At 42.3% G+C, this 23264-nt stretch carries 21 protein-coding genes, 1 rRNA gene and 1 CRISPR repeat array; of the genes, 11 read left to right on the top strand and 11 right to left on the bottom strand.

Annotated features, from left to right (window positions below; genetic code table 11):
• From DWX26_RS15590 to cas9, 11 genes are all read right to left on the bottom strand, one after another.
• Window positions 1-155 (bottom strand): 16S ribosomal RNA (locus DWX26_RS15590); the annotation flags it as partial.
• 119 nt (window positions 156-274) lie between these two features.
• Window positions 275-421, bottom strand: coding sequence for a hypothetical protein (locus tag DWX26_RS16810; protein ID WP_158580618.1), 147 nt, complete (start codon window positions 419-421; stop codon window positions 275-277).
• Between the two features lie 301 nt (window positions 422-722).
• Window positions 723-2102 carry a DNA repair protein RadA gene (gene radA, locus DWX26_RS15585; RefSeq protein ID WP_055221439.1) on the bottom strand — a complete coding sequence of 460 codons (1380 nt, stop codon included), beginning with the start codon at window positions 2100-2102 and terminating at the stop codon, window positions 723-725.
• A 73-nt stretch (window positions 2103-2175) separates the two neighbouring features.
• A complete protein-coding gene (locus tag DWX26_RS15580; RefSeq protein WP_055221437.1) occupies window positions 2176-2589 on the bottom strand; it encodes a hypothetical protein in 414 nt (137 codons plus the stop codon).
• 103 nt (window positions 2590-2692) lie between these two features.
• Window positions 2693-5167, bottom strand: a complete 2475-nt coding sequence (locus DWX26_RS15575) for an ATP-dependent Clp protease ATP-binding subunit (protein WP_118601751.1) — start codon at window positions 5165-5167, stop codon at window positions 2693-2695.
• Between the two features lie 16 nt (window positions 5168-5183).
• Complete coding sequence (locus DWX26_RS15570; RefSeq protein WP_117510240.1) at window positions 5184-5570, bottom strand: GntR family transcriptional regulator; 387 nt, start codon at window positions 5568-5570, stop codon at window positions 5184-5186.
• 79 nt (window positions 5571-5649) lie between these two features.
• Window positions 5650-6414, bottom strand: coding sequence for a type III pantothenate kinase (locus DWX26_RS15565; protein ID WP_117510241.1), 765 nt, complete (start codon window positions 6412-6414; stop codon window positions 5650-5652).
• A 225-nt stretch (window positions 6415-6639) separates the two neighbouring features.
• A CRISPR array of direct repeats spans window positions 6640-7268; the repeat unit is 36 nt; unit sequence GTTTGAGTACCATACATTTTTACATCATTCTCAAAC.
• 63 nt (window positions 7269-7331) lie between these two features.
• The gene (gene csn2, locus DWX26_RS15560) at window positions 7332-8006 is read right to left on the bottom strand and encodes a type II-A CRISPR-associated protein Csn2 (protein WP_117762144.1); all 675 of its coding nucleotides are present in this window, start codon (window positions 8004-8006) and stop codon (window positions 7332-7334) included.
• Entirely contained in the window at window positions 8003-8308 is a 306-nt protein-coding gene (gene cas2 / locus DWX26_RS15555; RefSeq protein WP_117762145.1) for a CRISPR-associated endonuclease Cas2, read from the bottom strand. Before cas2 ends, csn2 begins: the two co-directional genes overlap by 4 nt.
• An 11-nt stretch (window positions 8309-8319) precedes the next feature.
• Window positions 8320-9186, bottom strand: coding sequence for a type II CRISPR-associated endonuclease Cas1 (gene cas1, locus DWX26_RS15550; protein WP_117762146.1), 867 nt, complete (start codon window positions 9184-9186; stop codon window positions 8320-8322).
• Window positions 9183-13160, bottom strand: coding sequence for a type II CRISPR RNA-guided endonuclease Cas9 (cas9, locus tag DWX26_RS15545; protein WP_117762147.1), 3978 nt, complete (start codon window positions 13158-13160; stop codon window positions 9183-9185). The genes cas1 and cas9 overlap by 4 nt, the downstream gene beginning before the upstream one ends.
• A gap of 625 nt (window positions 13161-13785) precedes the next feature.
• On the opposite strand from cas9, the gene DWX26_RS15540 reads away from it, so the two are divergent.
• The 11 genes from DWX26_RS15540 (at window position 13786) to DWX26_RS15485 (ending at window position 23206) form a co-directional block, all read left to right on the top strand.
• Window positions 13786-16830 (top strand): SrtB-anchored collagen-binding adhesin, encoded by a 3045-nt coding sequence (locus DWX26_RS15540; protein ID WP_113655961.1) that lies wholly within the window; start codon window positions 13786-13788, stop codon window positions 16828-16830.
• A 244-nt stretch (window positions 16831-17074) separates the two neighbouring features.
• Window positions 17075-17401 carry a YdcP family protein gene (locus DWX26_RS15530; protein WP_008687121.1) on the top strand — a complete coding sequence of 109 codons (327 nt, stop codon included), beginning with the start codon at window positions 17075-17077 and terminating at the stop codon, window positions 17399-17401.
• A gap of 15 nt (window positions 17402-17416) precedes the next feature.
• Window positions 17417-17800: a YdcP family protein gene (locus DWX26_RS15525; RefSeq protein ID WP_008687119.1), complete on the top strand. Its 384-nt coding sequence runs from the start codon at window positions 17417-17419 to the stop codon at window positions 17798-17800.
• Window positions 17801-17901: 101 nt separating this feature from the next.
• A complete protein-coding gene (locus tag DWX26_RS15520) occupies window positions 17902-18666 on the top strand; it encodes an MBL fold metallo-hydrolase (protein ID WP_008687118.1) in 765 nt (254 codons plus the stop codon).
• Window positions 18667-18764: 98 nt separating this feature from the next.
• Window positions 18765-20159, top strand: coding sequence for an FtsK/SpoIIIE domain-containing protein (locus tag DWX26_RS15515; RefSeq protein ID WP_008687115.1), 1395 nt, complete (start codon window positions 18765-18767; stop codon window positions 20157-20159).
• A 183-nt stretch (window positions 20160-20342) separates the two neighbouring features.
• Window positions 20343-21539, top strand: a complete 1197-nt coding sequence (gene mobT / locus DWX26_RS15510; RefSeq protein WP_003062030.1) for a MobT family relaxase — start codon at window positions 20343-20345, stop codon at window positions 21537-21539.
• 13 nt (window positions 21540-21552) lie between these two features.
• The gene (locus tag DWX26_RS15505) at window positions 21553-21687 is read left to right on the top strand and encodes a DUF3789 domain-containing protein (protein WP_003061156.1); all 135 of its coding nucleotides are present in this window, start codon (window positions 21553-21555) and stop codon (window positions 21685-21687) included.
• 1 nt (window position 21688) lies between these two features.
• Window positions 21689-21910 carry a hypothetical protein gene (locus DWX26_RS15500; RefSeq protein ID WP_003060793.1) on the top strand — a complete coding sequence of 74 codons (222 nt, stop codon included), beginning with the start codon at window positions 21689-21691 and terminating at the stop codon, window positions 21908-21910.
• A gap of 67 nt (window positions 21911-21977) precedes the next feature.
• Window positions 21978-22397, top strand: a complete 420-nt coding sequence (locus DWX26_RS15495; RefSeq protein ID WP_003060053.1) for a nuclear transport factor 2 family protein — start codon at window positions 21978-21980, stop codon at window positions 22395-22397.
• 90 nt (window positions 22398-22487) lie between these two features.
• Window positions 22488-22784, top strand: a complete 297-nt coding sequence (locus DWX26_RS15490; protein ID WP_008687105.1) for a hypothetical protein — start codon at window positions 22488-22490, stop codon at window positions 22782-22784.
• Window positions 22703-23206, top strand: coding sequence for an antirestriction protein ArdA (locus tag DWX26_RS15485; protein WP_003062492.1), 504 nt, complete (start codon window positions 22703-22705; stop codon window positions 23204-23206). The genes DWX26_RS15490 and DWX26_RS15485 overlap by 82 nt, the downstream gene beginning before the upstream one ends.
• The last annotated feature ends 58 nt before the right edge of the window (window positions 23207-23264 follow it).

Below are 23264 nucleotides of genomic sequence, written 5' to 3'. Positions count from 1 at the left end.
CCGGTATGGGGCAGGTCACCCACGCGTTACTCACCCGTCCGCCGCTCAGTCAACTGAAAATCATCCGAAGAATCAATTCAGCCGCTTCGCTCGACTTGCATGTGTTAAGCACGCCGCCAGCGTTCATCCTGAGCCAGGATCAAACTCTCTGATAAAATGTTTGTTCCAAGTTCAAAATCAACATACTAGCTAATTTATCCCTTTTACTGTTTTAAAGGATCTTTCGATCGTTTTGAATTACTTATTCAGAACTTTCGAGGATGTGTTTCACTGTTTAATTATCAAGGATCTCTGCCGTTCCGACTCGGATCAGCTCGTTTATTTTATCACAGAACTTTTCGTTTGTCAAGAACTTTTTTAATTTATTTTTTGAAGCTCTTTCGAACTTCTTTGCTGTTCTCTCGATCAGCAACTCGTTCATTTTATCAAACTCGTTTGCTTTTGTCAAGAACTTTTTTCAGGTTTTTTTGAAGCAGTTTTTCCAACCCGCGGCAGCCACCCGGCTCCGAACTAGATTTTTCTGTTTCAAAGAAACTCATTCGCATCAGCTCTCACTGACAGCTTAGTTATAATAACACCGCCCAAAGCAAAAGTCAACACCTTTTTTCGAATTTTCTTATTTTTAGAAAAATATAGTTAATTCTGCATATTTTATATTTTATCTGAATTTTTTAAAAAAGACCGTACGCATCACACGCCGGTCCTTTTTCCACAACTTCCTTCTAATTTTTCCCCACGCGCAGAATCGCATCCTGAATATTTTCCACCGGAATCAGTGCGATTCCACCGATTTTCTCCACGGACTTCATGCAGACAGCAGGTAAAATCACCCGCTCGAAGCCCAGTTTTTTTGCTTCCAGTACACGCTGTTCCGCCATGCTGACGGCGCGGACCTCACCGCTTAAGCCGACCTCGCCAAATACGACCGTTTTCTCATCGATCACCTGATCTTTGTAGCTCGATACGACGGCAAGTGCGATGCCAAGATCGATCGCCGGCTCATTCATCTTGATTCCGCCTGCGATGTTGACGTAGGCATCGCTTGTCGAAAGATTGACTCTTGCGCGTTTTTCCAGCACTGCCATCAGCAGGTTCACACGGTTGAAATCGCATCCTGCTGCGGTGCGGCGCGGGATTCCGAAATTACTGTGGCAGACCAGTGCCTGAATCTCGATCAGGATCGGGCGCGTTCCCTCCATGGAGCATGCGACAACCGAACCGGAAGCTCCCTCCGGCCGTCCGTTCAGCATGTATTCCGATGGATTTTTCACTTCCACGAGTCCCTCTGTCTGCATTTCGAAGACGCCGATCTCATTTGTAGAACCAAAACGGTTTTTGACGCCGCGCAGAATCCGGTAGGACGCATGACGGTCGCCCTCGAAGTACAGCACGGTATCTACCATGTGTTCCAGCACACGTGGGCCGGCCACATTACCGTCTTTTGTCACATGACCGACGATAAAGATCGAAATTCCCATTCCCTTTGCAATCTGCATCAGCACATTCGTCGATTCCCGGACCTGGGATACACTGCCCGGCGCGGAGCTGACCTCTTCGTTATACATGGTCTGGATCGAGTCGATGACGGCAATCTCCGGCTTCTCTTTTTCCATGACGGCGCGGATAATGTCAAGATTCGTCTCACAGAGCAAGGACAGATTTTCATTAAATTCTCCGATCCGCACGGCGCGCAGTTTGATCTGGCGCAGGGACTCCTCGCCGGAAATGTATAAAACCTGATGTCCTGCTGTGGACAGCATGCGGCACACCTGCAGAAGGAGTGTGGATTTTCCAATTCCCGGATCGCCGCCGACCAGTGTCAGGGAACCCGGCACAATTCCTCCGCCGAGCACCCGGTCGAGTTCTCCGATTCCCGTCGGGATACGCTCTTCTTTTCCTGTTGAAATTTCCGTCAGATGCACCGGCTTTCTGCCCGCTGCGCTGTGGCTTCCGAGCCCCTGGTTTCCCGCCGGTGTTTTGGCCGCCATCGGTTCCTCCACAAACGTATTCCATTCTCTGCACGCCGGACACTGACCCATCCATTTTGCTGACTCATATCCGCAGTTCTGGCAGAAAAAGGCTGTTTTTTTTGCTTTTGCCATAGTTGTGTCTCCCTTATAATTGTCAAAAAAAGCTGCCGCACACGTTCTGCGACAGCCTTCTTTTCTTATTTCATCATGCTTTTACGATTTCTACTGCTACATCCTCTGCTTTTTCCAGCTCTACGCTGAAGGAAAGTTTTCCGCCGAGATTTGTGGTCATGTGGCCAACGTTTACGCCGTCGAGCAGCACCTTGTATTCGGTCTCTGCTTCCATTTCAACGGTGATCTGTGCATCCTCCGGTCCTTCTACTTTGAAGGTCATGCCGTCGTCGAATACGTTCAGATCGGTAACTGCGGTTCCCGGAACGGATTCGTATACGAACAGTCCGTTTCTCTCCAGCTTTGTGATTTCCTTAAAGGTTTTTACTTTATACAGATCTCCTCTGTGCTCAAAATCAGATTTTTTTGCCTTTGCCGCAAGCTCATAATCTCCGAAGCTGATGCCTCCGTCTGCCTCTGTGCGGATTAATTCTTTTACTACTGACATTTGTAAATGCCCTCCTGGTCTTGTCTTTTGTGGTGTTTCGTTTCTTTGTGAAAATCATACCATAATCAAAAAGATTTTACCATATAATTTATGGAATTTTATATTATTTTTTCTCAAGAACCTTAAATGTAATCTCTTTCTTATTCATTCCAGCCGCAACGGTATCGCCTTTTTTCACTTCTCCGTTCAGGATGGCTTCTGCGAGCGGATCCTCAATTTTGCTCTGGATCGCGCGTTTTAACGGGCGGGCACCGTACTTGCTGTCGAAGCTGTTTTCCACGAGATATTCTTTCACGGTGTCACGGACTTCCAATTCAATGTCCATCTGCTCCTTGCAGCGGCGCTCCAGATCTTTGAGCAGAATCTGCAGAATCTTCTTCATATCCGCCTTGGTAAGCTGATGGAATACAATAATCTCGTCGATTCGGTTCAGGAATTCCGGCTTAAACATCCGTTTGACTTCTTCCATCACCTGGCCCTTCATGTATTCGTAGTCTTTCCGCTCATCTTCTGTCGAAAGGAATCCAAGGCGTTTCGGCGCTACAATGTTCTGTGCTCCGGCATTGGATGTCATGATAATGCAGGTCTGTTTGAAATCAACTTTTCTGCCCTGCGCGTCGGTGATATGGCCATCATCAAGCACCTGCAGCAGAATGTTGAAGACATCCGGGTGCGCTTTTTCGATCTCGTCAAACAGGATCACACTGTACGGGTTGCGGCGCACTTTTTCGGAGAGCTGGCCGCCTTCCTCGTAGCCGACGTATCCCGGAGGGGATCCGATCAGTTTGGAGACGCTGTGTTTCTCCATGTACTCCGACATGTCGACGCGGATCAGGGCCTGCTCTGTACCGAAAACTGCCTCGGCGAGTGCTTTGGAAAGTTCTGTTTTTCCGACACCGGTCGGTCCAAGAAACAGGAAGGATCCTGTCGGACGGTTCGGGTCTTTTAATCCGACTCTGCCTCGTTTTACGGCTTTTGCCACAGCTGTCACGGCTTCTTCCTGGCCGACAACGCGTTTATGGAGTGTCTGCTCCAGTCTTGCCAGACGTTTCGATTCTCCTTCCGCGAGACGCTGTACCGGAATTTTCGTCCAGGTGGATACGGTTTTTGCGATTTCTTCTTCTGTTACCTGCAGTTTTTTGTTTTTGCAACGGCGTTCAAAGCGTTTTCGGATCTGCTCCAGATCTTTTTCGAGCTCCTGCTGGCGCGCCTGCAGTTCTTTTGCCTGCTCAAAATCGCCGGCACTGATCGCGGATTCTTTTTCTTTCTGTACTTCGAACAGTGTCTGCTCCTCTTTTGCCATGTTGTCCGGCACCTGGTAGCCGGCGAGCTGTACGCCTGCGGATGCCTCATCGATCAGATCGATGGCTTTATCCGGCAGGAAACGGTCGTTGATGTAGCGGACGCTCATTTTTACGGCTGCTTCCAGTGCTTCATCGGTGATTTCCACGCCGTGGTGGCGTTCGTAGTATGGGCGCAGGCCTTTTAAGATATCAAGTGCTTCGCTTTCCGTCGGTTCTTCTACTTTGACCGGCTGGAAACGGCGCTCCAATGCGGCATCTTTTTCGATGTATTTACGGTATTCTTCGAGCGTGGTTGCACCGATGAGCTGAATTTCTCCGCGGGAAAGGGACGGTTTTAAGATATTGGATGCATCGAGTGCTCCCTCTGCACCGCCGGCCCCGATGATGGTGTGAAGTTCATCGATGAACAGCAGAATATTTTCATTGTCCGTCACTTCTTTGACGACACGTTTGATACGCTCTTCGAACTCACCGCGGTATTTGCTTCCGGCTACCATTCCGGAAAGGTCAAGGACAACAACTCGCTTATCGCGGATCGTTTCCGGCACAATGCCAAGGGCAATCCGCTGCGCCAGACCTTCCGCAATCGCCGTTTTTCCGACACCCGGCTCTCCGATCAGACACGGGTTGTTTTTTGTCCGGCGACTTAAGATCTGAATGACACGCTCAATTTCCTGCCCACGGCCGACAACCGGATCGAGTTTTCCTTCGCGCGCAAGCTCAGTCAGATCCCGGCTGTACTGGTCCAGTGCCGGCGTTTCGCTGGTCTGCGCTCCACCTCTTGTCTGCGGTCCGCGGCCGGTATTTGCATTTCCGCTTGCACCGCCCTGCAGCGGTGCCTCGCCCATGGCAGTAAGGATTGCTCCATATAGTTTCTGAATGTTGATCCCCATGGTAAAAAGCAAACGGGTAGCAACACAGTCACTTTCTTTTAAGATTGCGATCAGCAAATGCTCGGTTCCCACAGCTCTGCTCTTAAAACGCGCTGCCTCCGCTTCTGCATTTTCAAGCACTCTGCGTACCCGCGGAGTATAGCCCGGTCGGGATTCGGTCACGGTGTTTCCGCCTGGTGCAATCAGACGGTCAATCAGTTCGGTAAGCTGTCCGGCATCTACGTGAAACTCAGAAAGCACCATGCCTGCTGTGCCATCCTCCACGTTCAGAAGTCCGATCAGAAGGTGTTCGGTTCCTACGTAATTATGTCCACATTTTTCAGCTGTCCTAACCGCATATGCCAGTGCTTTTTTTGCCTGACTGGTATATCCTTCTCTCATAATACTATTGTCTCCTTCATGTTTCGTCTGCGTAATTGCTGTAAATTTCATCTACAAGCTGATGTACTTCTTCTTTTGATATATTTTTGCAGACGGCTTTTGCAAGAATCACCTGCAGATCTTCGCGCAGTTCCTGCATGGCATACAGTTTATCCGCATCGATAGAGATAACGGCTCCTTTTCTTCGGTCAATCGAAAGAAGCCCCTCCTGCCGGAGTACGCTGTAGGCCTTATTTACGGTATGCATGTTGATTCCGATATTGTCTGCGAGCTGTCTTACCGAAGGTAGAGTATCTCCTTCCTGAATTCTGGAAGTGGCAATACCCAGAATAATCTGATTTCTCAGCTGGATATAGATCGCTTCATCGCTGTTGAAATCGATCTGTATTGTCTCATAATACATAGTTACACCCTGCTTTCTCGTATCGTTTTGTTATACATATGTTATAACAATTCGCAAACTTTGTCAACAAACGGTTTCCCTACCTGTTTTTCTCGTAGATGATCTGAAGACCTTTCAGGAGCAGATTCTCATCGATGATGATGTCATGTCTGCAGTGCGGAATCACAGCTTTCGCCAGACCTCCGGTAGCCACAATCGTGCATTTGCAGCCAAGTTCTTCTTCCATCCGTTCGATCATGCCGTCGATGCTGGCAGCGTTTCCATAAATCATACCGCCTTTCATACAGTCCAGCGTATTTTTGCCAATGACTTTTTTCGGTGCTGTCAGACTGGTCTGGCTAAGCTGCGCGGCATTTGATACGAGAGCATCCAGCGAAGTACGAAGTCCCGGAAGAATCACGCCTCCGATGAAGCTTCCTTTCTGATCAAGTACACTCATCGTCGTGGCAGTTCCCATATCGATAACAATCTGCGGACATGTGTATTCATTCAGCGCTGCTACTGCTACAACAACAAGATCGCTTCCTGCCGTTGCGGGGTCGTCCAGTTTGATATTAAGTCCGGTCTTCACACCGGGGCCGACAACTTTGACCGGCTTTTTAATCACTTTTTCTGCCGCACTCCGGCAGAGCTCTGTCACCTGCGGAACAACGGAAGAGATGATACCTCCTTCGATCTGCTCCACCGGAATCTCATACAGTTCCAGTACATTTTTCAGGCTGACTGCGTATTCCAGCTCTGTTTTTGCCTTGTCCGTGGAGAGTCTTTCGATAAAGTATGTTTTTTTCCCTTCCACACACCCAAGGACGATGTTCGTGTTGCCGATGTCTATTGCAAGGATCATGATTCAGGTTCCTCCTGTAAAAACTATGAAATGAAATTCTTGTGGTTTTATTATACATGGTGCGGCGCTTTGAGACAAGGAAAAAGACAGCAAGAAAAAGACAATTAAGTCGATTTCATACTGTCTTCTGAATATTTCATTTTGAATTATCTATTCTTGTTGTTCACAAAAATAAATTTTACATCATTCTCAAACGTACGATTTAGCAGAATTTGCCCTGAAAATGTTTGAGTACTATACATTTTTACATCATTCTCAAACCATTACTTACAGATTTAGGGGAGGTGGAAAGTTTGAGTACCATACATTTTTACATCATTCTCAAACAGGCGGTGATGGATAGTGAGCAGCGAGCGGTTTGAGTACCATACATTTTTACATCATTCTCAAACTAGAAGCTGTCATTTACGCGCTCAAATCGTGTTTGAGTACCATACATTTTTACATCATTCTCAAACGTCTTTTACGCCGTCATATGACGTTTTCAGGTTTGAGTACCATACATTTTTACATCATTCTCAAACTTAAAACCATCATTCGCACCATATACAGTAGTTTGAGTACCATACATTTTTACATCATTCTCAAACTGGTTTTCGACTTTCACGTTTGTTCCTGATGTTTGAGTACCATACATTTTTACATCATTCTCAAACTTCATGCCTGCAGAATAGAAATCGTCCTCAGTTTGAGTACCATACATTTTTACATCATTCTCAAACTTTCCTGCAAGTGGAATAATATTAGAACCTGTTTGAGTACCATACATTTTTACATCATTCTCAAACCATGGAGGTATTAGGTATGGCAATCTATCAGTTTGAGTACCATACATTTTTACATCATTCTCAAACCTCAAATTTAAAAATGAACTGCTTTCATCTGCACAAAACAGGTACTCAAACATCCGATGGATATTAATAGACATCACATCCATCTTTGTCAATTATATAATATTCTCTCTGATTCGAAAAGTCCCTTTGTATATTTTCTATGAAAAGCAAGGATATTTCATAGTAGCATGCCATTTGGGAGAGTTTGTTTATTTGTGTTTCGTTCAGATAGGATCGAATATTGACCAAAATCACCAGTTCTTTTTGGAGAAGTTCGGCCATAACTTTGATATATTGCGTTAATTTTTCCAGAAGCCCCATCTCTTTTTCGGTTTCTGTCTGAACTCCCATCAATTTTAGGAGTGCGCTCAAATCGATTTCCTCATTTTGTTCCAATTCGTACCCACTGACAGCTTCCAATTGATAGATGTATTTCTTCAGTTCCGCAATAATTCTCTGCGTTTCCAGAAACATTTCTTCATTTTGCGCACTTTTGACCAGCTCTGTAAATAACCGTTTTTGTATTCTGTGATCCGCAAAATCAAGAGAAAAGGGCGTTAATACCAATTCCACATCTCTTTTCATATTCAGCTCTGTGTCAGCTTTAGAAAGTACGAAATTTCCCTTCTCTCCCTGATTTTGTTTTTGCAGCTGCTCCACATATTTTAAAAACAGCTCCGGTGATTCTATAATCCATTCCGTGGGACAGTTCCGATGAATCGCAATAGGTTTTTCCAAGTCCACATGTACCAGTTTCATAAAATCACCAGCCTTTCATCCGTATTCAACACTTCACTCTTTACGTTCCCAACAATCAGATCCATTTTCGCATACTGCTTCTCAGTCACCGTTAAAAGCTGTATCAGACCTTCTTCCGGCTTATTTTTATGAATCTGATCCACGATTCCATTCACTACAGTTGTATTTAACGCAAGCTTACAGTATACGGATTCCTGGAGCATCAGGAATCCGCTTTTCAATAAAAACTTTCGAAATCTCGCATATTCTCTTCTCTGATCGCCCGTCAGCACCGGAAGATCAAACAGTACCAATACTCTCATAAAACGATAACTCATAGGCCATAAAACCGGATCAATGCACTGTCATTCTCATTTAAGGCATCAAATACACTTTTACAGTAAATTTTTATGGCATTATTCACATACTGTGTTTTCCCGTCTATCATGACTTCGTTGTTTAATACATTGACCAACTGTATTTTTTCCTCATGCGTAAATTCTTTCCTCTGCATTTGGATTACTTCCCGGTCAATCAGAACACGGAACGGTTCCATCAAATCGGACGCCAGATTAAACTGATTAAACATATTATCATGAAAGAGTCCGAGCTGTGTAATATAACCGCTCGCTACAATTTCTCTCGCAAACGCAGACAACAAAATGCTATATCCGTAATTCAGCGCTGCATTTTCCGGACAATCCGCAGTTCTGGTAAATGTCATACCGAACAATGCATTAAAATATACCTTTGCCGCATGCCCTTCCCGGTTTGTCTCATCGTTCCAGCCAATCTCCTGTAAATATGATTCTAACAGACCCGCTTCTTCCTTTCCCATATTTTTTAACAGTTCCTTCTGTTTTCGTATTTTTTCCGTCACAATTTCTGTCCAGATCGCTTCTTTACTGTGCCGGCTCCACTGAATCTGCTTTCTGATTTTATTGCTGGTATCATGACTTCCGTAATACCCAACCAGTTCCGACGATGGATTTCTCTTTTCATCGCAAAAAATCACTTTTATTTTCTTTTTTGTCAGCTCTGCCAGCAGACTTGTTGTGACTGTTGCTGCTGTTGACTCAATCAGAATGGTTGATATTTCACTTAAATGTATTTTTGTTACTTCCTCATTTCGCACCACAAGGTAACCAAGCTGATAGTCCAGCTTTGCCCGTTTGGAAATAACCACAATCCGCCAGCTCATAATGCATTCAGGTCTACTGTCTGCTCGTAGATACCGGTTGGCGATTGATGAATCATTTCGATTCGACTGCAATCGGTTATATTTTTGTTGAGACACAAAATTCCTGCTCTTCCAGATCCTCCAATTAATTTCAAATCAGCGGCAGCACTCTGGCACTGGAAAAAATGTAAAACTTCATACAAAACGATACACTTTTCTTCTATGCATAATTCTTTAAATTTTTCTCTTTTTTCCGTTAATGTCTTTGCCTGTGCTCCAAGTTTTTTTGCATATACCGTATTTGTTAATTTATTTAAAAAGGTTTCATACAGCATCACCACCTTCTTTTCTTCTAAATGGTCGGAATCGTAAATTTTCAGTTCTTTATTCTGTTTTTTACGTTCCACGTACTGTACTATTTTTTTCAGTATTTCTGTTTCTTCCTGGGAAAGTACCAGCTGATTTGCACCTTGCATCAATAGCTGATCCCCTGATCTTCCGGAAACCCACATATAAAATCCGTCCACACAAAACAGAGTATCTATTTTGATTTCCGGCACCAGCACTCGCGGATTCTTTAACTGTCTTTCCTCTTCCAGATACCGAATTATATTTTCTTCTGACTTCTGAATTTCCTTTTTCAGACGAATCGGCACATACTCGATTGTTCGTATTTTCTTTCCCTTTTTGCCCTCCGATTCTGCCAGTACAAAGTAAGCTCCCGCCTCTTTGTTATATCCTCCATACTTCTGTATATCACAAAGCCGTTCATCACTGCTCTTGATCGGAACCTGACCTTTTCCTTTTTTGACAATCTGCTGGTCAAACAATGCACCTGTTGCCTCATACGATCTTCGCGTCACAAGAATGTTGTTCTTTTCCATAAACTTTCGGACTGTCACAATGGTTCCGTTCCCGCCTTCCCAGGCAATTTCTCCGTTTCGTTCAATTCTTTCCTGTTCAAACATCTTCTTCAGATTATAACTTCTTCCCGGATTTTCCTTAATGAAGTGAATCGGATTTGATGTGAATTTTACAAAATATGCGTTGCCAACGACAATATTCAAATAAGCATCCTTCGCATGATGATAATCATTCATCTCCCGTACCTTCAGAAATTTAAAATCCTTACGGAACTTTGAAACGGTTGGCGCTTTTACATAAACAATCTGTGTATCCGGGATCACCTGCTGCAGAATACTTGCTGCCGCTTTTGTACTCTGACGAGTTTCCACCAGCTGCCTGGAAATAAATCCAGCCAATTCAGACGGTTCAAATCCATTTCCTCTTATCAGCCGTTTATATTTTTCTTCACTGATCAATCCGGCATCCACTAAAGATTTCCAGAATGGCTGCATTTTTTTCCGAACTGTTTCATCGATCGGATATTTATCCTCTTTCATCTGATTACACTTTTTCTTTACAAGTACCCGGTTATCCAGGCTATCATCCATCACTTTGGACTGTGGAAAAATATGATCAATGTCATACTTCTGATTATCCCACAATTCCTCCAGTTCAATTGTTTCACCGGAATACATGCATTTTCCTTTTTGCGTATAATACAAATACAGCTTGTCTCTTCTCATTTCCGCATCGGAACGCTTTTCAATCTCATCTATCCAGTCTTTTTCTTCCGCTTTACATTTTTTATAAAGTTCCAGCAGTTTCTTTTTTCTTGAAGAGGTTCTTCCCTGATCGGTTTTTTCTCTTGCCATTTCTATAAAAACACGTTTCGGTGGGTTTCCCATCACTTTACAGATTTCCTTTACAATCAAAAGGCTCTGCCAAATCTGCCGCTTCACTGCCGGTGATACGTAAAGCTCCTCGACTAATTCATACGAAATATCCCGTTTTTTCTGTTCGTTTCCATTCTTTTCTTCGATTGCCGATGCAAACAAATATTTTTCGCTAAGCAGTTGCATCAGATTGTCATTCGTCTCCCACAAAGCCCGAATAATAGACCATGCCTCTCCCGTTTCCGGTGCCGGTGCTTCCATCTCTTCCAAAAACACTTTTGAGAGTCTTCCCCAACCACGATACGGCAGTTTACTTATGCTGTCTCTTTGTTTTTCTGTCAACTCCGGAAACAGTTTCTTTAATCTCTGTTTCAGTATCGCTTTATCATCTCCAAACAGCGTTACGTTCAGGATGATGCATTCTTTTTCCGCCTGGTTCAGTGACAGATTTGTTAATTTCTCTTTAAAGTCATGGTATGCCGTAAGAGAACTCTTGAAATCACCATCAATTCCGGTAATTTCAACTTCTTTTCCGGTAATTCCTTCTTTCACTAAATAGTTTTTCAGTTTTTTCTGTGTAACCTTTCTGCTTTTCTGGAATACTTCTTCATATATTTTCTGTTTCTGCTCTACAGATATCTTTTCTCCATCCAAACGCAGATTATTTAATTCATTTAAAACTTCGTATTTGCTGTACAGCAGAGAATACTTTGGTAAAACATCTTCACTTGGCAGATAAGTACATTTATTCGTCATTCTTCGAATAAACTGCTCTGCACTTGCTTCCAAATCTACCATCTCATCGAAGTTCCATGGATATATTTTGCCTTCTTTTCGTACCGCCCAGTTACTCTTCTCCCCTTTTTTTCGAATTCCGTTTAAGGGTCCTACGTAGTACGGAATGCGGAATGTGAAAATCTTTTGAATCTTCTCTCCATTCTCTTTCAGTAGCGGAACTTTATCTTCCAGATTTTTCAGGATTGCATTTAATTCATATAAATGAATCTGATATGGAATGACACTGTTGTCTTTTACAGTCTGTTTCGGAAGAAACGTTCCCATTTCCATTTCCTTCTGCATGCAGGATGCTTTCGTCACATCTGATATCTTGCCCAGAATATTCTTTTTCAGATAACCGTAAAAGTCTTCCTGACTACATTGTTTTGGTGCCTTGATATACGCATAATAATTAGCTTTTTCATCCTTTTTTGCAAACAGTCTCTGATATTCTTCCCTTGAAAGATTCTCTCTGACCAGCTTTTTCAGATCTTTCAGATCTTTTTTATGCTTTTCATAAAGTGCCACTTTTGCCTCTGAAAGAGAAGAATAGTTCTGCAAAATATCAGCCAGAACAGCCCAATCGTACACTGCTTTTGCGTGTTCAATTAATACATATTTTTCTCCCAGCTCTGCTTCGATCTCTCCAGCGTATTCTTCATAACCTGCATCTGCGAAGCAAAGTTTTGGCCGTTCCAGTGTATCCATCTGTTTTTCCCCAAACAGATTTCCCAGTTTTGCTGTTCCACCGGTAATCAATCCCAGCCACTCTTTTTCACAGGATGTTTCTGCCCGCATTGCTTTTACTGCTTTTGTCTTTTTCGCAGATTTGGTCAATGTTCGGTCTTTTAAAATTGCCTCTATTTCCTTGCTTCTTTCCACTCCAATCTCGGAAGAAAAGCCAAGTTCTTCTGCCCGCACTGCTTCAAGGAACTGTTCAAATGTTGTCTGAAATTCTCTTACCTGTTCGATATTTCCGTTTAATAGAAAATGGCCTCTGTGTTTCATCATATGATGCAGAGCAAGATATATCAGGCGAATATCAGGCGTTTCGTCAGTTTCCATTAACCATTTTCTCAGATGATAGATGGTTGGAAACTGTTTATGATATTCTTTGTCTGTGTAATCATCATCCGCAAACAATGCATAGGGAAGTTCCGGACACTTTCCCTGCCTGTCACGCTTATCCTCTGGCCAGTAACGACTCTCTTTCATTCTGCGAAAAAATCCATCATCTATCTTTTCTACTTCTTCCGCAAAAATTTTCTGCAGCAATTCTATTCTCCAATTACGACGATCCAATCTTCGTTTTGCTGTCCGAAACCCTCTTCTCTCTTCTGCAGTCTGTGCACTGTCAAATAGCCGTACACCCCAAAGTGTTTTTCCATGGGCGCGCAAAATTTCGTACTTCTCATTTGTCACAGCCCATCCAACCGAACTGCTTCCCATATCAAGTCCGAGATAATATTCCCCTTTCATCTGTTCTTTCCTCCATTTTCTACATTTTATCTAATTTTACCATATATTTTGATTTTTTACATCTTTTCTTTCCTATTTTCAACAATTCTACTTCCTGGTTCTTGCTGTTCTCACAGTACTGAATCATAACCATGTTTCATTTCTAATTTTAGACAACAAAAAAACTGCTGTCTATGAAGACAACAGTTTTCGTTCCACACACTGTGGACCATCTAACGATGGCGTTTTCGATAAATCGTTATTTGAACTTATGATGTAAAATTTAGTATGGTACTAAACTATCTACACTATACTTCTATTTTTTCCTTTCGTCAATCTTTTTTAGAAAGTTTTTTCTTTTAAAAACACAATAAAAATCTGATTATCCGCTAAAATACAGTATCTATCAGCATTTTCAAGGAAACAAACTCATCAATTTACTACTTATTTACTACCAACGAATGAGCCTTGATACGCAAGTTTTCCTAGATATGCAAAGATATGGTACAGCACATCAGTATTGAAACAAGAAAAAATTGAATATTTCATAGACTATGGAACGCCTAAAATGACGTTCCTTTTCTATTTTCAGCCGTTCTTATTGGACGGCTATTTTATTACCCAAAATGAAAGGAGCATTAGATTTATGAAAAAGATATTAAAACGATTGTGTACGGGCTTCTTAGCTCTTGCAACTGTCGTTACTGCTTTACCGACTACACCCGTTCATGCAGAAAGTAAGCAATACTGGACGGAAAGTGCAGAGCGTGTCGGTATCATTGAAAAAGTAATGAATGACGGTTCTATTGGTTCTACATTCAATGAGGGCATGATGAAAGTTGAGGGCGAAACTGCCTATTGTATCGACATCAATACAGATTTTAAGAATGGCTACAAGACCAGAGCTGACGCAAGCTCACGCATGAGTGCCGACCAGATTTCAGATGTGGCGTTATCCTTAGAATATGTCAAACAGTATGGCGAAGCCCACAAGGAACTGAACTACAAACAAGTTTATCTATTGGAACAATGTGTAGTCTGGCAGAGATTGAGCGTACATCTCGGCTGGCAATGTGATAACGTGCGAGCTTCTTATGATGAAATTCCAAAGGCAACGCAGGACGAAGTTTTCTCTGGTGCAAGAGCCTTTGTCAAAGAAAATAAAGGACGCTATGAATGTGGAGGTTATATCTACTCTGGCGAGGGACAGGAATTAGGGCAATTCTGGGCGAAGTTGAATGTCGGAAATGCTACACTTCAAAAGACTTCCAGTAATACCGGCATTACAGACGGTAACGAAAATTACTCTATTGCTGGTGCAACATACGGTGTCTTTGCTGATAAGGACTGCACAAAACAGCTTGCCACCCTTACGACTGATAAAAACGGAAATACAGATGTTGTAGAGGTAAAAGCAGGCACAATCTATATCAAGGAATTATCCGCACCAGCAGGATATAAGGTAGATAAAACTGTATATTCCTTAAAGGTTGAAGCTGGAAAGACAGCGACTTTGAAAGTATCTGATACGCCAAAAGTAACGGACACTTTGATTGAGCTTTTCAAGATTGACATGGAAACACAGAAAAACAATCCGCAAGGGAACGCTTCTCTAGCAGGCGCGGAATTTACATGGAAGTATTATGCTGGCTTCTATAATAAAGACAATCTCCCTGCCGAAGCTACTCGTACATGGGTTACAAAGACAATCGCTGAAACAGACAGCGACGGGACAGCCCACTACATTACAAAATTAGCGGACGCATACAAGGTATCTGGCGACAGCTTCTATATGCAGGACAGCAAAGCGGTTCTTCCACTTGGGACGCTAACCGTAGAAGAAACAAAAGCTCCAAACGGCTACTTGTTAGAGGGTGCATATATGCAGGCTGGCGATAAGTCCGAACAGATAAAAGGCTTATATGTAACACAGATTACCGAGGACGGCGACCTTGCCGTATTATCTGGAAGTAACCAGTTTTCCGTATCAGACAAGGTTATCCGTGGCGGTGTCAAAATTCAGAAACGAGATTTAGAAACGGGCGATACCAAACCACAAGGAAGTGCCACTTTGAAAGATACTGCCTTTGACATCATTTCCTTAAATGATAATGCGGTATTGGTTGAGGGCAAGCTCTACAAGAAAAATGAAGTCGTAAAGACTATTCATACAAACCTTGAGGGTGTCGCTTCCACTTCTGCTGACCTTTTACCTTATGGAAATTTCAGTATCGCTGAAAGTGAAGCTCCAAACGGATATTTGACAGACGGTGCAAAACCGATTGATTTTGCAATCACAGAAAACGGAAAAATCGTGGACTTAATCGACGAAGCCCATTCTATCTATAATCAGATTAAGCGTGGCGATATTGAGGGCGTAAAAATCGGTGCAGGCACACACAAGCGTCTTGCTGATGTTCCCTTTAGGATCACAAGCAAGACGACGGGCGAAAATCATGTGGTGGTAACTGATGATAACGGGCAATTCTCCACTTCTGCTGACTGGGCTTCTCACAAGCACAATACTAACGCAGGCAAGACCAGCGAGGACGGTGTGTGGTTTGGAACTTCTGAACCAGACGACAGCAAAGGTGCATTGCCTTATGATACCTACATCATTGAAGAAATGCGTTGCAACAGTAACAAAGGCTTTGAACTTATCCCACCTTTTGAAATCGTGGTATCAAGAAATAATCTTGTGATTGATTTAGGGACTTTGACTGATGAATACGAAAAAGAAATCTCTATCCATACCACAGCAACCAGCAAGGACGGCGAAAAGACTATCCTTGCAGGAAAAGAGGTTACGATTGTTGATACTGTCAAATTAGACGGACTTACAAAAGGCACAAAATACCAGCTCAAAGGTTGGCAGATGTTAAAGGAAGAAAACGCCGAGCTTATCATTGACGGGAAACGTGTAGAAAACGATTATACCTTTGTCGCTGATGATGAAGAAATGAAAGTGGAAATTTCCTATACATTCAACGCGTCTGCTTTAGGTGGCAAGAACCTTGTTACCTTTGAGGAATTGTATGATTTAAGCAATCCAGACGAACCCGTAAAAGTTGCGGAACACAAGGACATTGAGGACGACGGGCAGACGGTACTTATCACAGAGCGTATCATCAAAATTCATACGACTGCTACCGATAAGGACGGCAACAAAGAGATTGAAGCAGGAAAAGACGTTACAATCATTGATACCGTAACCTTAGAGGGCTTAGAAGTCGGTACACAGTACAAACTTGTGGGCTGGCAGATGTTGAAAGAAGAAAATGCAGAGTTTCTTATCAATGGAAAACGTGTGGAAAGTGATTACACCTTTACTGCTGACAGCGAAAACATGAAAGTGGAAGTTGTCTTTACCTTTGACGCTACTTCCCTTGACGGAAAACAGCTTGTAACTTTTGAGGAATTATACGATTTAAGCAATCCAGACGAGCCGAAGAAAGTTACCGAGCATAAGGATATTGAGGACGAGGGACAGACGATTACTTTTAAGGAAAAGCCAGAAGAACCAGAGAAACCCGAAACACCACCGACACCGGAAAAGCCTAACAGACCTAGCGACAGTCCAAAAACGGGCGACAGTACAAATGTAATGGCATTTATCGTGATGTTGCTTGCGTCTGCTGGTGGACTGGCTGGAACATATCTTTACAAACTCCGTAAAATGAAAAAATCATAAGGCGGTAACGGTATGATGAAAGAAAAATCACGTTCTCCGCCGAAGCGGTCAAGCGGCAGATTTTTGCTTATTCTGGCTTGTCTGCCAACAACCTGCAAGAACACGGATAGTCAAGGGTGCGTAAGCATTGATTTTACCCTTTACTATCTGTGGGATTGCTGGTACTTCCCAAACCGCTAGAATAAGAAATCACAATCAATTAACTTATCAATTATCAAAATAGAAAGAAACGAGGTAAAACAATATGGAAATGAAATATGTCGTGCCAGATATGGCACAGTCTTTTGGAACTCTTGAATTTGCAGGGGAAAGCGAGCCTATCTTTGAAAGAGATAAAAACAATCGCAAGGTCATAGCCAGACGAAGCTATAACCTTTATTCTGACATACAGAAAGGCGAAAATGTTGTGGTGGAAATTCCTGTGCAGGCTGGCGAAAAGCATTTCAAGTATGAGCAGAAAGTAAAACTTGTCAATCCGAAGTTATACGGCAGAGGTTACGCAATCGGGGATATGGGACATACCGATTATGTATTAGTTGCTGATGATATTGTAGCAGTTGAAGAAAAGTAAAGGAGTGGAAAATTTATGAGATTATCAAACGGGTTTGTTATTGACAAAGAGAAAACATTTGGAGAATTAAAATTTACAGCGGTACGTGATGTGTTCTTGCAGAATGAGGACGGGACACCGAGTACCCAGCTTAAAAAGCGTATCTATGATTTGAAGTGCAGTCTGCACGGTGGAATTATCCCCGTGTCTGTACCGCCAGAAGTACCGTTAAGGGAATTTCCTTACAATGCAGTTGTGGAGCTTGTCAATCCAGTAGCCGATACGGTATCAAGAAAAACCTATACGGGTGCAGATGTGGACTGGTATGTAAAGGCAGAGGATATTGTATTGAAGAATAAAAGCAACCAGAACGCAGGCAATACACAGAACCATACACCGCAGGGACAACCGAAAAAATAGACTTGCTGAATAGATTTTCGTTGTAGAGGATATACGGAACTGTTATAATATGGGTATGAAGAAAGCGACAAATTAAAATTTTTAGGGAGTGAGAATAGTATATGGACAGTTGGTTTACCGTCGAACAAATAGACCAAGATACATTCGTCATCAGCGAATACAAACACTGGGAAGAAACACATTGTTATCTATTGTGTGGGACAAAAAGAGCCATTCTGATTGATACAGGTTTAGGTGTTTCCAACATCAGAGAGGTTATTGATGGATTGACGAAACTGCCCGTTACAGTAATCACTACTCATGTTCATTGGGATCATATCGGTGGACATAAATATTTTCGGTCTATTGCAGTTCATGAAGCAGAAAAAGAATGGCTATCGGTCAAATTCCCTATACCTTTGCAAGTGGTAAAAAACAATATTATGTGCAATCCATGTGATTTCCCCTCGGATTTTAAGGTAGAGAAATATCAGATTTTTCAAGGGGTTCCGCAAATGATTTTACATGATGAAGATTGTATTGACTTAGGGAACAGAAAGTTGGTAGTTATTCACACGCCCGGTCATTCTCCCGGACATTGTTGTTTCTATGAAGCGGATAGAAAATATCTGTATTCCGGCGATTTGATATATAGCGGTTGCCTTGATGCTTTTTATCCATCAACAAACCCACAAGAATTTTGGAAGTCTGTTAGAAAAATTCAATCTTTAAAGATAAGTCGAATTTTGCCAGGACATCATCATTTATCTATTCCAGTTACTATAATTGACAAGATAGAGACAGCTTTTCACAACTTGTCAAATGAAGGGAAATTAAAACAAGGGAATGGTATATTCAGCTATGAGGGGTTTCAAATCCATATCTGAAATGCAATCTTAGTTTTACAATTTTATATCCCTACACACAAAGCAGTTAGTCTTAGGATTGACTGCTTTTTTCATACCCAGAAAGGAGTGATTGATTTATGCGTATGATTTGGAACAAAGGACACCGTATCAGAGCCAGCGACAAGCACCTTGTTTATCATTTTTCCATAGAGACGCTTCTGTTTGTGTTCGTGGCAGTTCTCCTGCTACTGAATAGCAAACAGCTCATGCGTACCGACTGGGAGCATTTCAGCTTGTTAGAAAACGGCTTGACGCTTTCCCCTTACAACTTCATAACCATATTGATAGCGACTGGTGTTTGTGCATTGGTCGCTTTTGGGTATTACCGCTTCTGTTACGACAGTTTCAAGAAGCTACTGCACCGTCAAAAGCTGGCAAGAATGATACTGGAAAATAAGTGGTATGAAGCCGATACCGTACAAGACAGCGGTTTTTTTACTGACCTGCAAAGCAGATCAAGGGAAAAAATCGTCTGGTTTCCAAAGATTTATTATCAAATGGAAAAAGGACTTCTTCATATCCGCTGTGAAATTACGCTGGGAAAATATCAAGACCAGCTTTTACGGTTGGAGGATAAGTTGGAAAGTGGCTTGTATTGTGAGCTGACAGACAAGACCCTGCATGACGGTTATATCGAATATACCCTACTTTATGATATGATAGCGAACCGCATTACCATTGATGAAGTACGGGCAGAGAACGGCTGTCTTAGACTGATGAAAAATCTTGTCTGGGAATATGACGCACTTCCACACGCCCTTATCGCTGGTGGAACGGGTGGCGGTAAAACTTATTTTCTGCTGACGCTCATTGAAGCCCTACTGCATACCAACGCTGTCCTTTACATCTTAGACCCGAAAAATGCGGACTTAGCAGACTTAGGAACAGTCATGGGAAATGTGTATCATACCAAAGAAGAAATGATTGATTGTGTCAATGCCTTTTATGAGGGCATGGTACAACGAAGCGAGGAAATGAAGCGACACCCGAACTATAAGACGGGCGAAAACTACGCCTATCTGGGACTGCCACCCTGCTTTCTTATCTTTGATGAATATGTGGCGTTTTTTGAAATGCTGGGGACAAAAGAAAGCGTGAGCTTACTTAGCCAGCTAAAGAAAATCGTTATGTTAGGGCGACAAGCAGGTTATTTCCTTATTGTCGCCTGCCAGCGCCCAGACGCAAAGTATTTCTCGGACGGGATAAGGGATAACTTTAATTTCCGTGTGGGATTGGGGCGTATCAGCGAATTAGGCTACGGTATGCTGTTCGGTTCAGATGTGAAAAAGCAGTTTTTCCAGAAGCGTATCAAGGGGCGTGGCTATTGTGATGTGGGAACAAGTGTTATCAGCGAATTTTACACGCCTTTAGTCCCGAAAGGACATGATTTTTTGCAGACTATCGGCTCTCTTGCACAAGCAAGGCAGGACGGGACGGCGACGTGCGAAGCGAAAGGCGACGGCACGGACTAGCCGTTGCTGGTGTGGCGTAAGCCACGCCAGCAGGTAAAACCCCTCGGTATCTAACAGAGGGGTACGTTTGCAAATAGACAATAGACAAAAAACATAGGAAACATAAGGCTTCTGGCATGGTTTTCTAGCAAAAATCGGCTGTGAAGTCGCCTTAAAAAACTTCACACTTTACAGATTGGGGGTATGGTTCTGAATGAAGAACAACGGATAAAAGAATTACGGGAGAAACGGATTGCTTACGGTATCTCACAAGGCAGGCTGGCGGTGGCTTCTGGTATCACAAGGGAATATTTCAACAAGATAGAAAGTGGAAAAATGAAGCCGTCAAAGGAACTTCTGGAAACTCTGCATAAGGAACTGGCAAGGTTCAATCCAGAAGTACCGCTTACCATGCTGTTTGATTATGTGAAAATTCGTTTTCCCACGCTGGATATACAGCACATCATCAAAGATATATTAAAACTGAATATCAATTATATGCTCCATGAAGATTACGGACATTACAGTTATACGGAGCATTATTCTTTAGGGGACATCTTTATCTATACGTCGGCTGACGAAGAAAAAGGTGTCCTTTTAGAGTTAAAGGGGCGTGGTTGCCGACAGTTTGAAAGTTACCTGCTGGCACAACAAAGAAGTTGGTATGACTTTCTCATGGACGCACTCATAGACGGTGGCGTGATGAAGCGTATCGACCTTGCTATCAACGACCATACGGGTATTTTGGATATTCCAGAGCTTGCGGAAAAATGCAGGAAACGGGAATATATCGGAAAGTCCAGAAGTTATAAGTTTTATCAGTCGGGCGAGCTTATCAAGCATAGAGAGGACGACAGAGAATATATGGGACGCACCCTTTATCTTGGTTCGCTAAAATCAGATGTGTATTTCTGTATCTATGAAAAGGACTATGAGCAGTACGTCAAGTTAGGGACACCGCTGGAAGAAGCCGACATTATCAACCGTTTTGAGATACGGCTTAGAAATGAACGTGCCTATTATGCAGTACGAGATTTGCTGACCTATTATGACGCAGAGCAGACTGCCTTTTCTATCATCAACCAGTATGTGCGGTTTGTTGATGAAGAAGCAGACAAGCGAAAAAATGACTGGAAACTCAATGACCGCTGGGCGTGGTTTATCGGCGATAACAGACAGAGCTTGAAGCTGACGACAAAGCCAGAGCCTTACACCTTAGACCGTACATTGCGGTGGGTACAACGGCAGGTAGCACCGACCTTGAAAATGCTGAAAAGGATTGATAAGGGAAACGGAACAGACTACATGAAAACTATCGAACAGCAGGCAAAGCTCACAGAAAAGCATGAAATGATAATCAAACAGCAGACGACCCCTGCAAAAGATTTAGTAGAAAGTTAGGAGTGATGAAAAAATGTGGGAATTATTGAAAGACTTCCTGCTGGTATCTGTTGGAACGGGTATCGGCGTAGCCTTGATGTGTATTTTAAGTGTTGGCAAAGGAGCTGACTATGAAATGAAGAAATTAAAAGAAAGCGAGGACAAATAACATGAATTTCGGGCAAAATTTGTATCAATGGTTTTTAAGCAACGCACAGAGCTTAGTGCTTATGTCGATTGTGGTTATCGGTATCTACTTAGGGTTCAAGCGTGAGTTTTCAAAACTTATCGGTTTCTTGGTAGTTGCCTTGATTGCTGTCGGCTTGGTATTCAATGCTGGCGGTGTGAAAGATGTACTGTTAGAGCTGTTCAATAAGATTATCGGTGCATAAAATTTTATTGTGGGGCTGATGTATGGGTGCTATAATGTGAAAAAAGAAGTAATCGAGGTGTTCTATTTTGAATGAGAGAGAAAAAATTATTCGTTTATGGTTTGATATGTGGTTGAAACAGCAAGACTTAGGAATAGATAAAATTTTTACAGAAGATGTTGTTTATACGGAAAGCTGGTGTCCTAAATATGAAAATCTTAAAACAGTAAAACATTGGTTTAATGAATGGAATACTCGTGGTAAAGTCATTATTTGGGATATTAAACAGTTCTTTCATAAAGAAAATCAAACTGTCGTAGAATGGTATTTTAAAAATGAAATGAATACGGGAAGCGTTGAAGAATTTGACGGTATTTCCTTAATTGAATGGACAGAAGATAACAAAATCAAATCATTAAAAGAATATGGTTGCAATCTGAATAACTATAATCCATATCAACACAGCGATAACCCTCAATTTAGAGATGAAAAAACAAACTGGTTTTAAAACTTAATCAAATTATATCCATATACATAAAGCAGTTAGTCTTAGGATTGACTGCTTTTTTCTTACCTAAAATCAGATTGGAGTGATGAAATGAGCGATATTTTTAAGGATATGCAGGCAAACGTCGGCTGTGATTATATTTCTAACCTGCCCTCTTACAAGCGTAAAGTGTGGCATGAAATGAAGCGATTACCGCTTACGAATTATGATATAAAACAGTTAGAAGATTTTTCAAAGTATGTGTTTGGTATGTCGTACCAGAGCTTAAAAGATGTGATGAAGCAACAGAAAGGACGTGAGGAACAATGCAGGAAACAAGGGTGCTGGTGGAAACGAGAGGAACAACTGGCGAAGAAACAATATCATACTGGTTCGACCTGCCGATAGATGTTGCCGAGTTTGAAGAAAAGTTAGGTATCGGTGCAGAAAGTGGGGATTATCGTATTATCGAAAAGGTGTTGCCTTATGCTGATGAAGTCCACGAACACACCAGCGTGTACCAGCTCAACGAATTAGATTTTATGTACCGCCAGCTTTCAAGTGATATGCAGGAAGAATATGTATCACTACTTACGGTGTTTGAAAATTTAGAAGCACTTTATATTTGCAGGAACGTGATTATTGTTTATCCCGACTGTAAAAGCATGATAGATGTTGCAAGGCAAAAGCTGATGAACGACCCGATGTTCAAGCATTTATCCGAGGACTGTCAAGAATACTACTTTGACTTTGAAGCCTACGCTTCTCACTTGCAGGAACACGGGAAATTTTTAGTAACAGAACACGGTATCTTTGAACTGCCAGAGTAGGAAATGAGGTGACAAACTATAAACAGTCAAGAGAATTTTGAAATTTTTTTGAATTGTA

Origin of the sequence: Blautia sp. AF19-1, from assembly GCF_003479155.1 — a bacterium.
GTDB lineage: Bacteria > Bacillota > Clostridia > Lachnospirales > Lachnospiraceae > Fusicatenibacter > Fusicatenibacter saccharivorans.
This window is presented reverse-complemented; position numbering and strand designations above follow the sequence as displayed.

Coding starts and splice junctions, on each gene's coding strand:
- DWX26_RS16810 (WP_158580618.1), bottom strand. CDS start 421: ATGAACGAGTTGCTGATCGAGAGAACAGCAAAGAAGTTCGAAAGAGCT.
- radA (WP_055221439.1), bottom strand. CDS start 2,102: ATGGCAAAAGCAAAAAAAACAGCCTTTTTCTGCCAGAACTGCGGATAT.
- DWX26_RS15580 (WP_055221437.1), bottom strand. CDS start 2,589: ATGTCAGTAGTAAAAGAATTAATCCGCACAGAGGCAGACGGAGGCATC.
- DWX26_RS15575 (WP_118601751.1), bottom strand. CDS start 5,167: ATGAGAGAAGGATATACCAGTCAGGCAAAAAAAGCACTGGCATATGCG.
- DWX26_RS15570 (WP_117510240.1), bottom strand. CDS start 5,570: ATGTATTATGAGACAATACAGATCGATTTCAACAGCGATGAAGCGATC.
- DWX26_RS15565 (WP_117510241.1), bottom strand. CDS start 6,414: ATGATCCTTGCAATAGACATCGGCAACACGAACATCGTCCTTGGGTGT.
- csn2 (WP_117762144.1), bottom strand. CDS start 8,006: ATGAAACTGGTACATGTGGACTTGGAAAAACCTATTGCGATTCATCGG.
- cas2 (WP_117762145.1), bottom strand. CDS start 8,308: ATGAGAGTATTGGTACTGTTTGATCTTCCGGTGCTGACGGGCGATCAG.
- cas1 (WP_117762146.1), bottom strand. CDS start 9,186: ATGAGCTGGCGGATTGTGGTTATTTCCAAACGGGCAAAGCTGGACTAT.
- cas9 (WP_117762147.1), bottom strand. CDS start 13,160: ATGAAAGGGGAATATTATCTCGGACTTGATATGGGAAGCAGTTCGGTT.
- DWX26_RS15540 (WP_113655961.1), top strand. CDS start 13,786: ATGAAAAAGATATTAAAACGATTGTGTACGGGCTTCTTAGCTCTTGCA.
- DWX26_RS15530 (WP_008687121.1), top strand. CDS start 17,075: ATGGAAATGAAATATGTCGTGCCAGATATGGCACAGTCTTTTGGAACT.
- DWX26_RS15525 (WP_008687119.1), top strand. CDS start 17,417: ATGAGATTATCAAACGGGTTTGTTATTGACAAAGAGAAAACATTTGGA.
- DWX26_RS15520 (WP_008687118.1), top strand. CDS start 17,902: ATGGACAGTTGGTTTACCGTCGAACAAATAGACCAAGATACATTCGTC.
- DWX26_RS15515 (WP_008687115.1), top strand. CDS start 18,765: ATGCGTATGATTTGGAACAAAGGACACCGTATCAGAGCCAGCGACAAG.
- mobT (WP_003062030.1), top strand. CDS start 20,343: ATGGTTCTGAATGAAGAACAACGGATAAAAGAATTACGGGAGAAACGG.
- DWX26_RS15505 (WP_003061156.1), top strand. CDS start 21,553: ATGTGGGAATTATTGAAAGACTTCCTGCTGGTATCTGTTGGAACGGGT.
- DWX26_RS15500 (WP_003060793.1), top strand. CDS start 21,689: ATGAATTTCGGGCAAAATTTGTATCAATGGTTTTTAAGCAACGCACAG.
- DWX26_RS15490 (WP_008687105.1), top strand. CDS start 22,488: ATGAGCGATATTTTTAAGGATATGCAGGCAAACGTCGGCTGTGATTAT.
- DWX26_RS15485 (WP_003062492.1), top strand. CDS start 22,703: ATGCAGGAAACAAGGGTGCTGGTGGAAACGAGAGGAACAACTGGCGAA.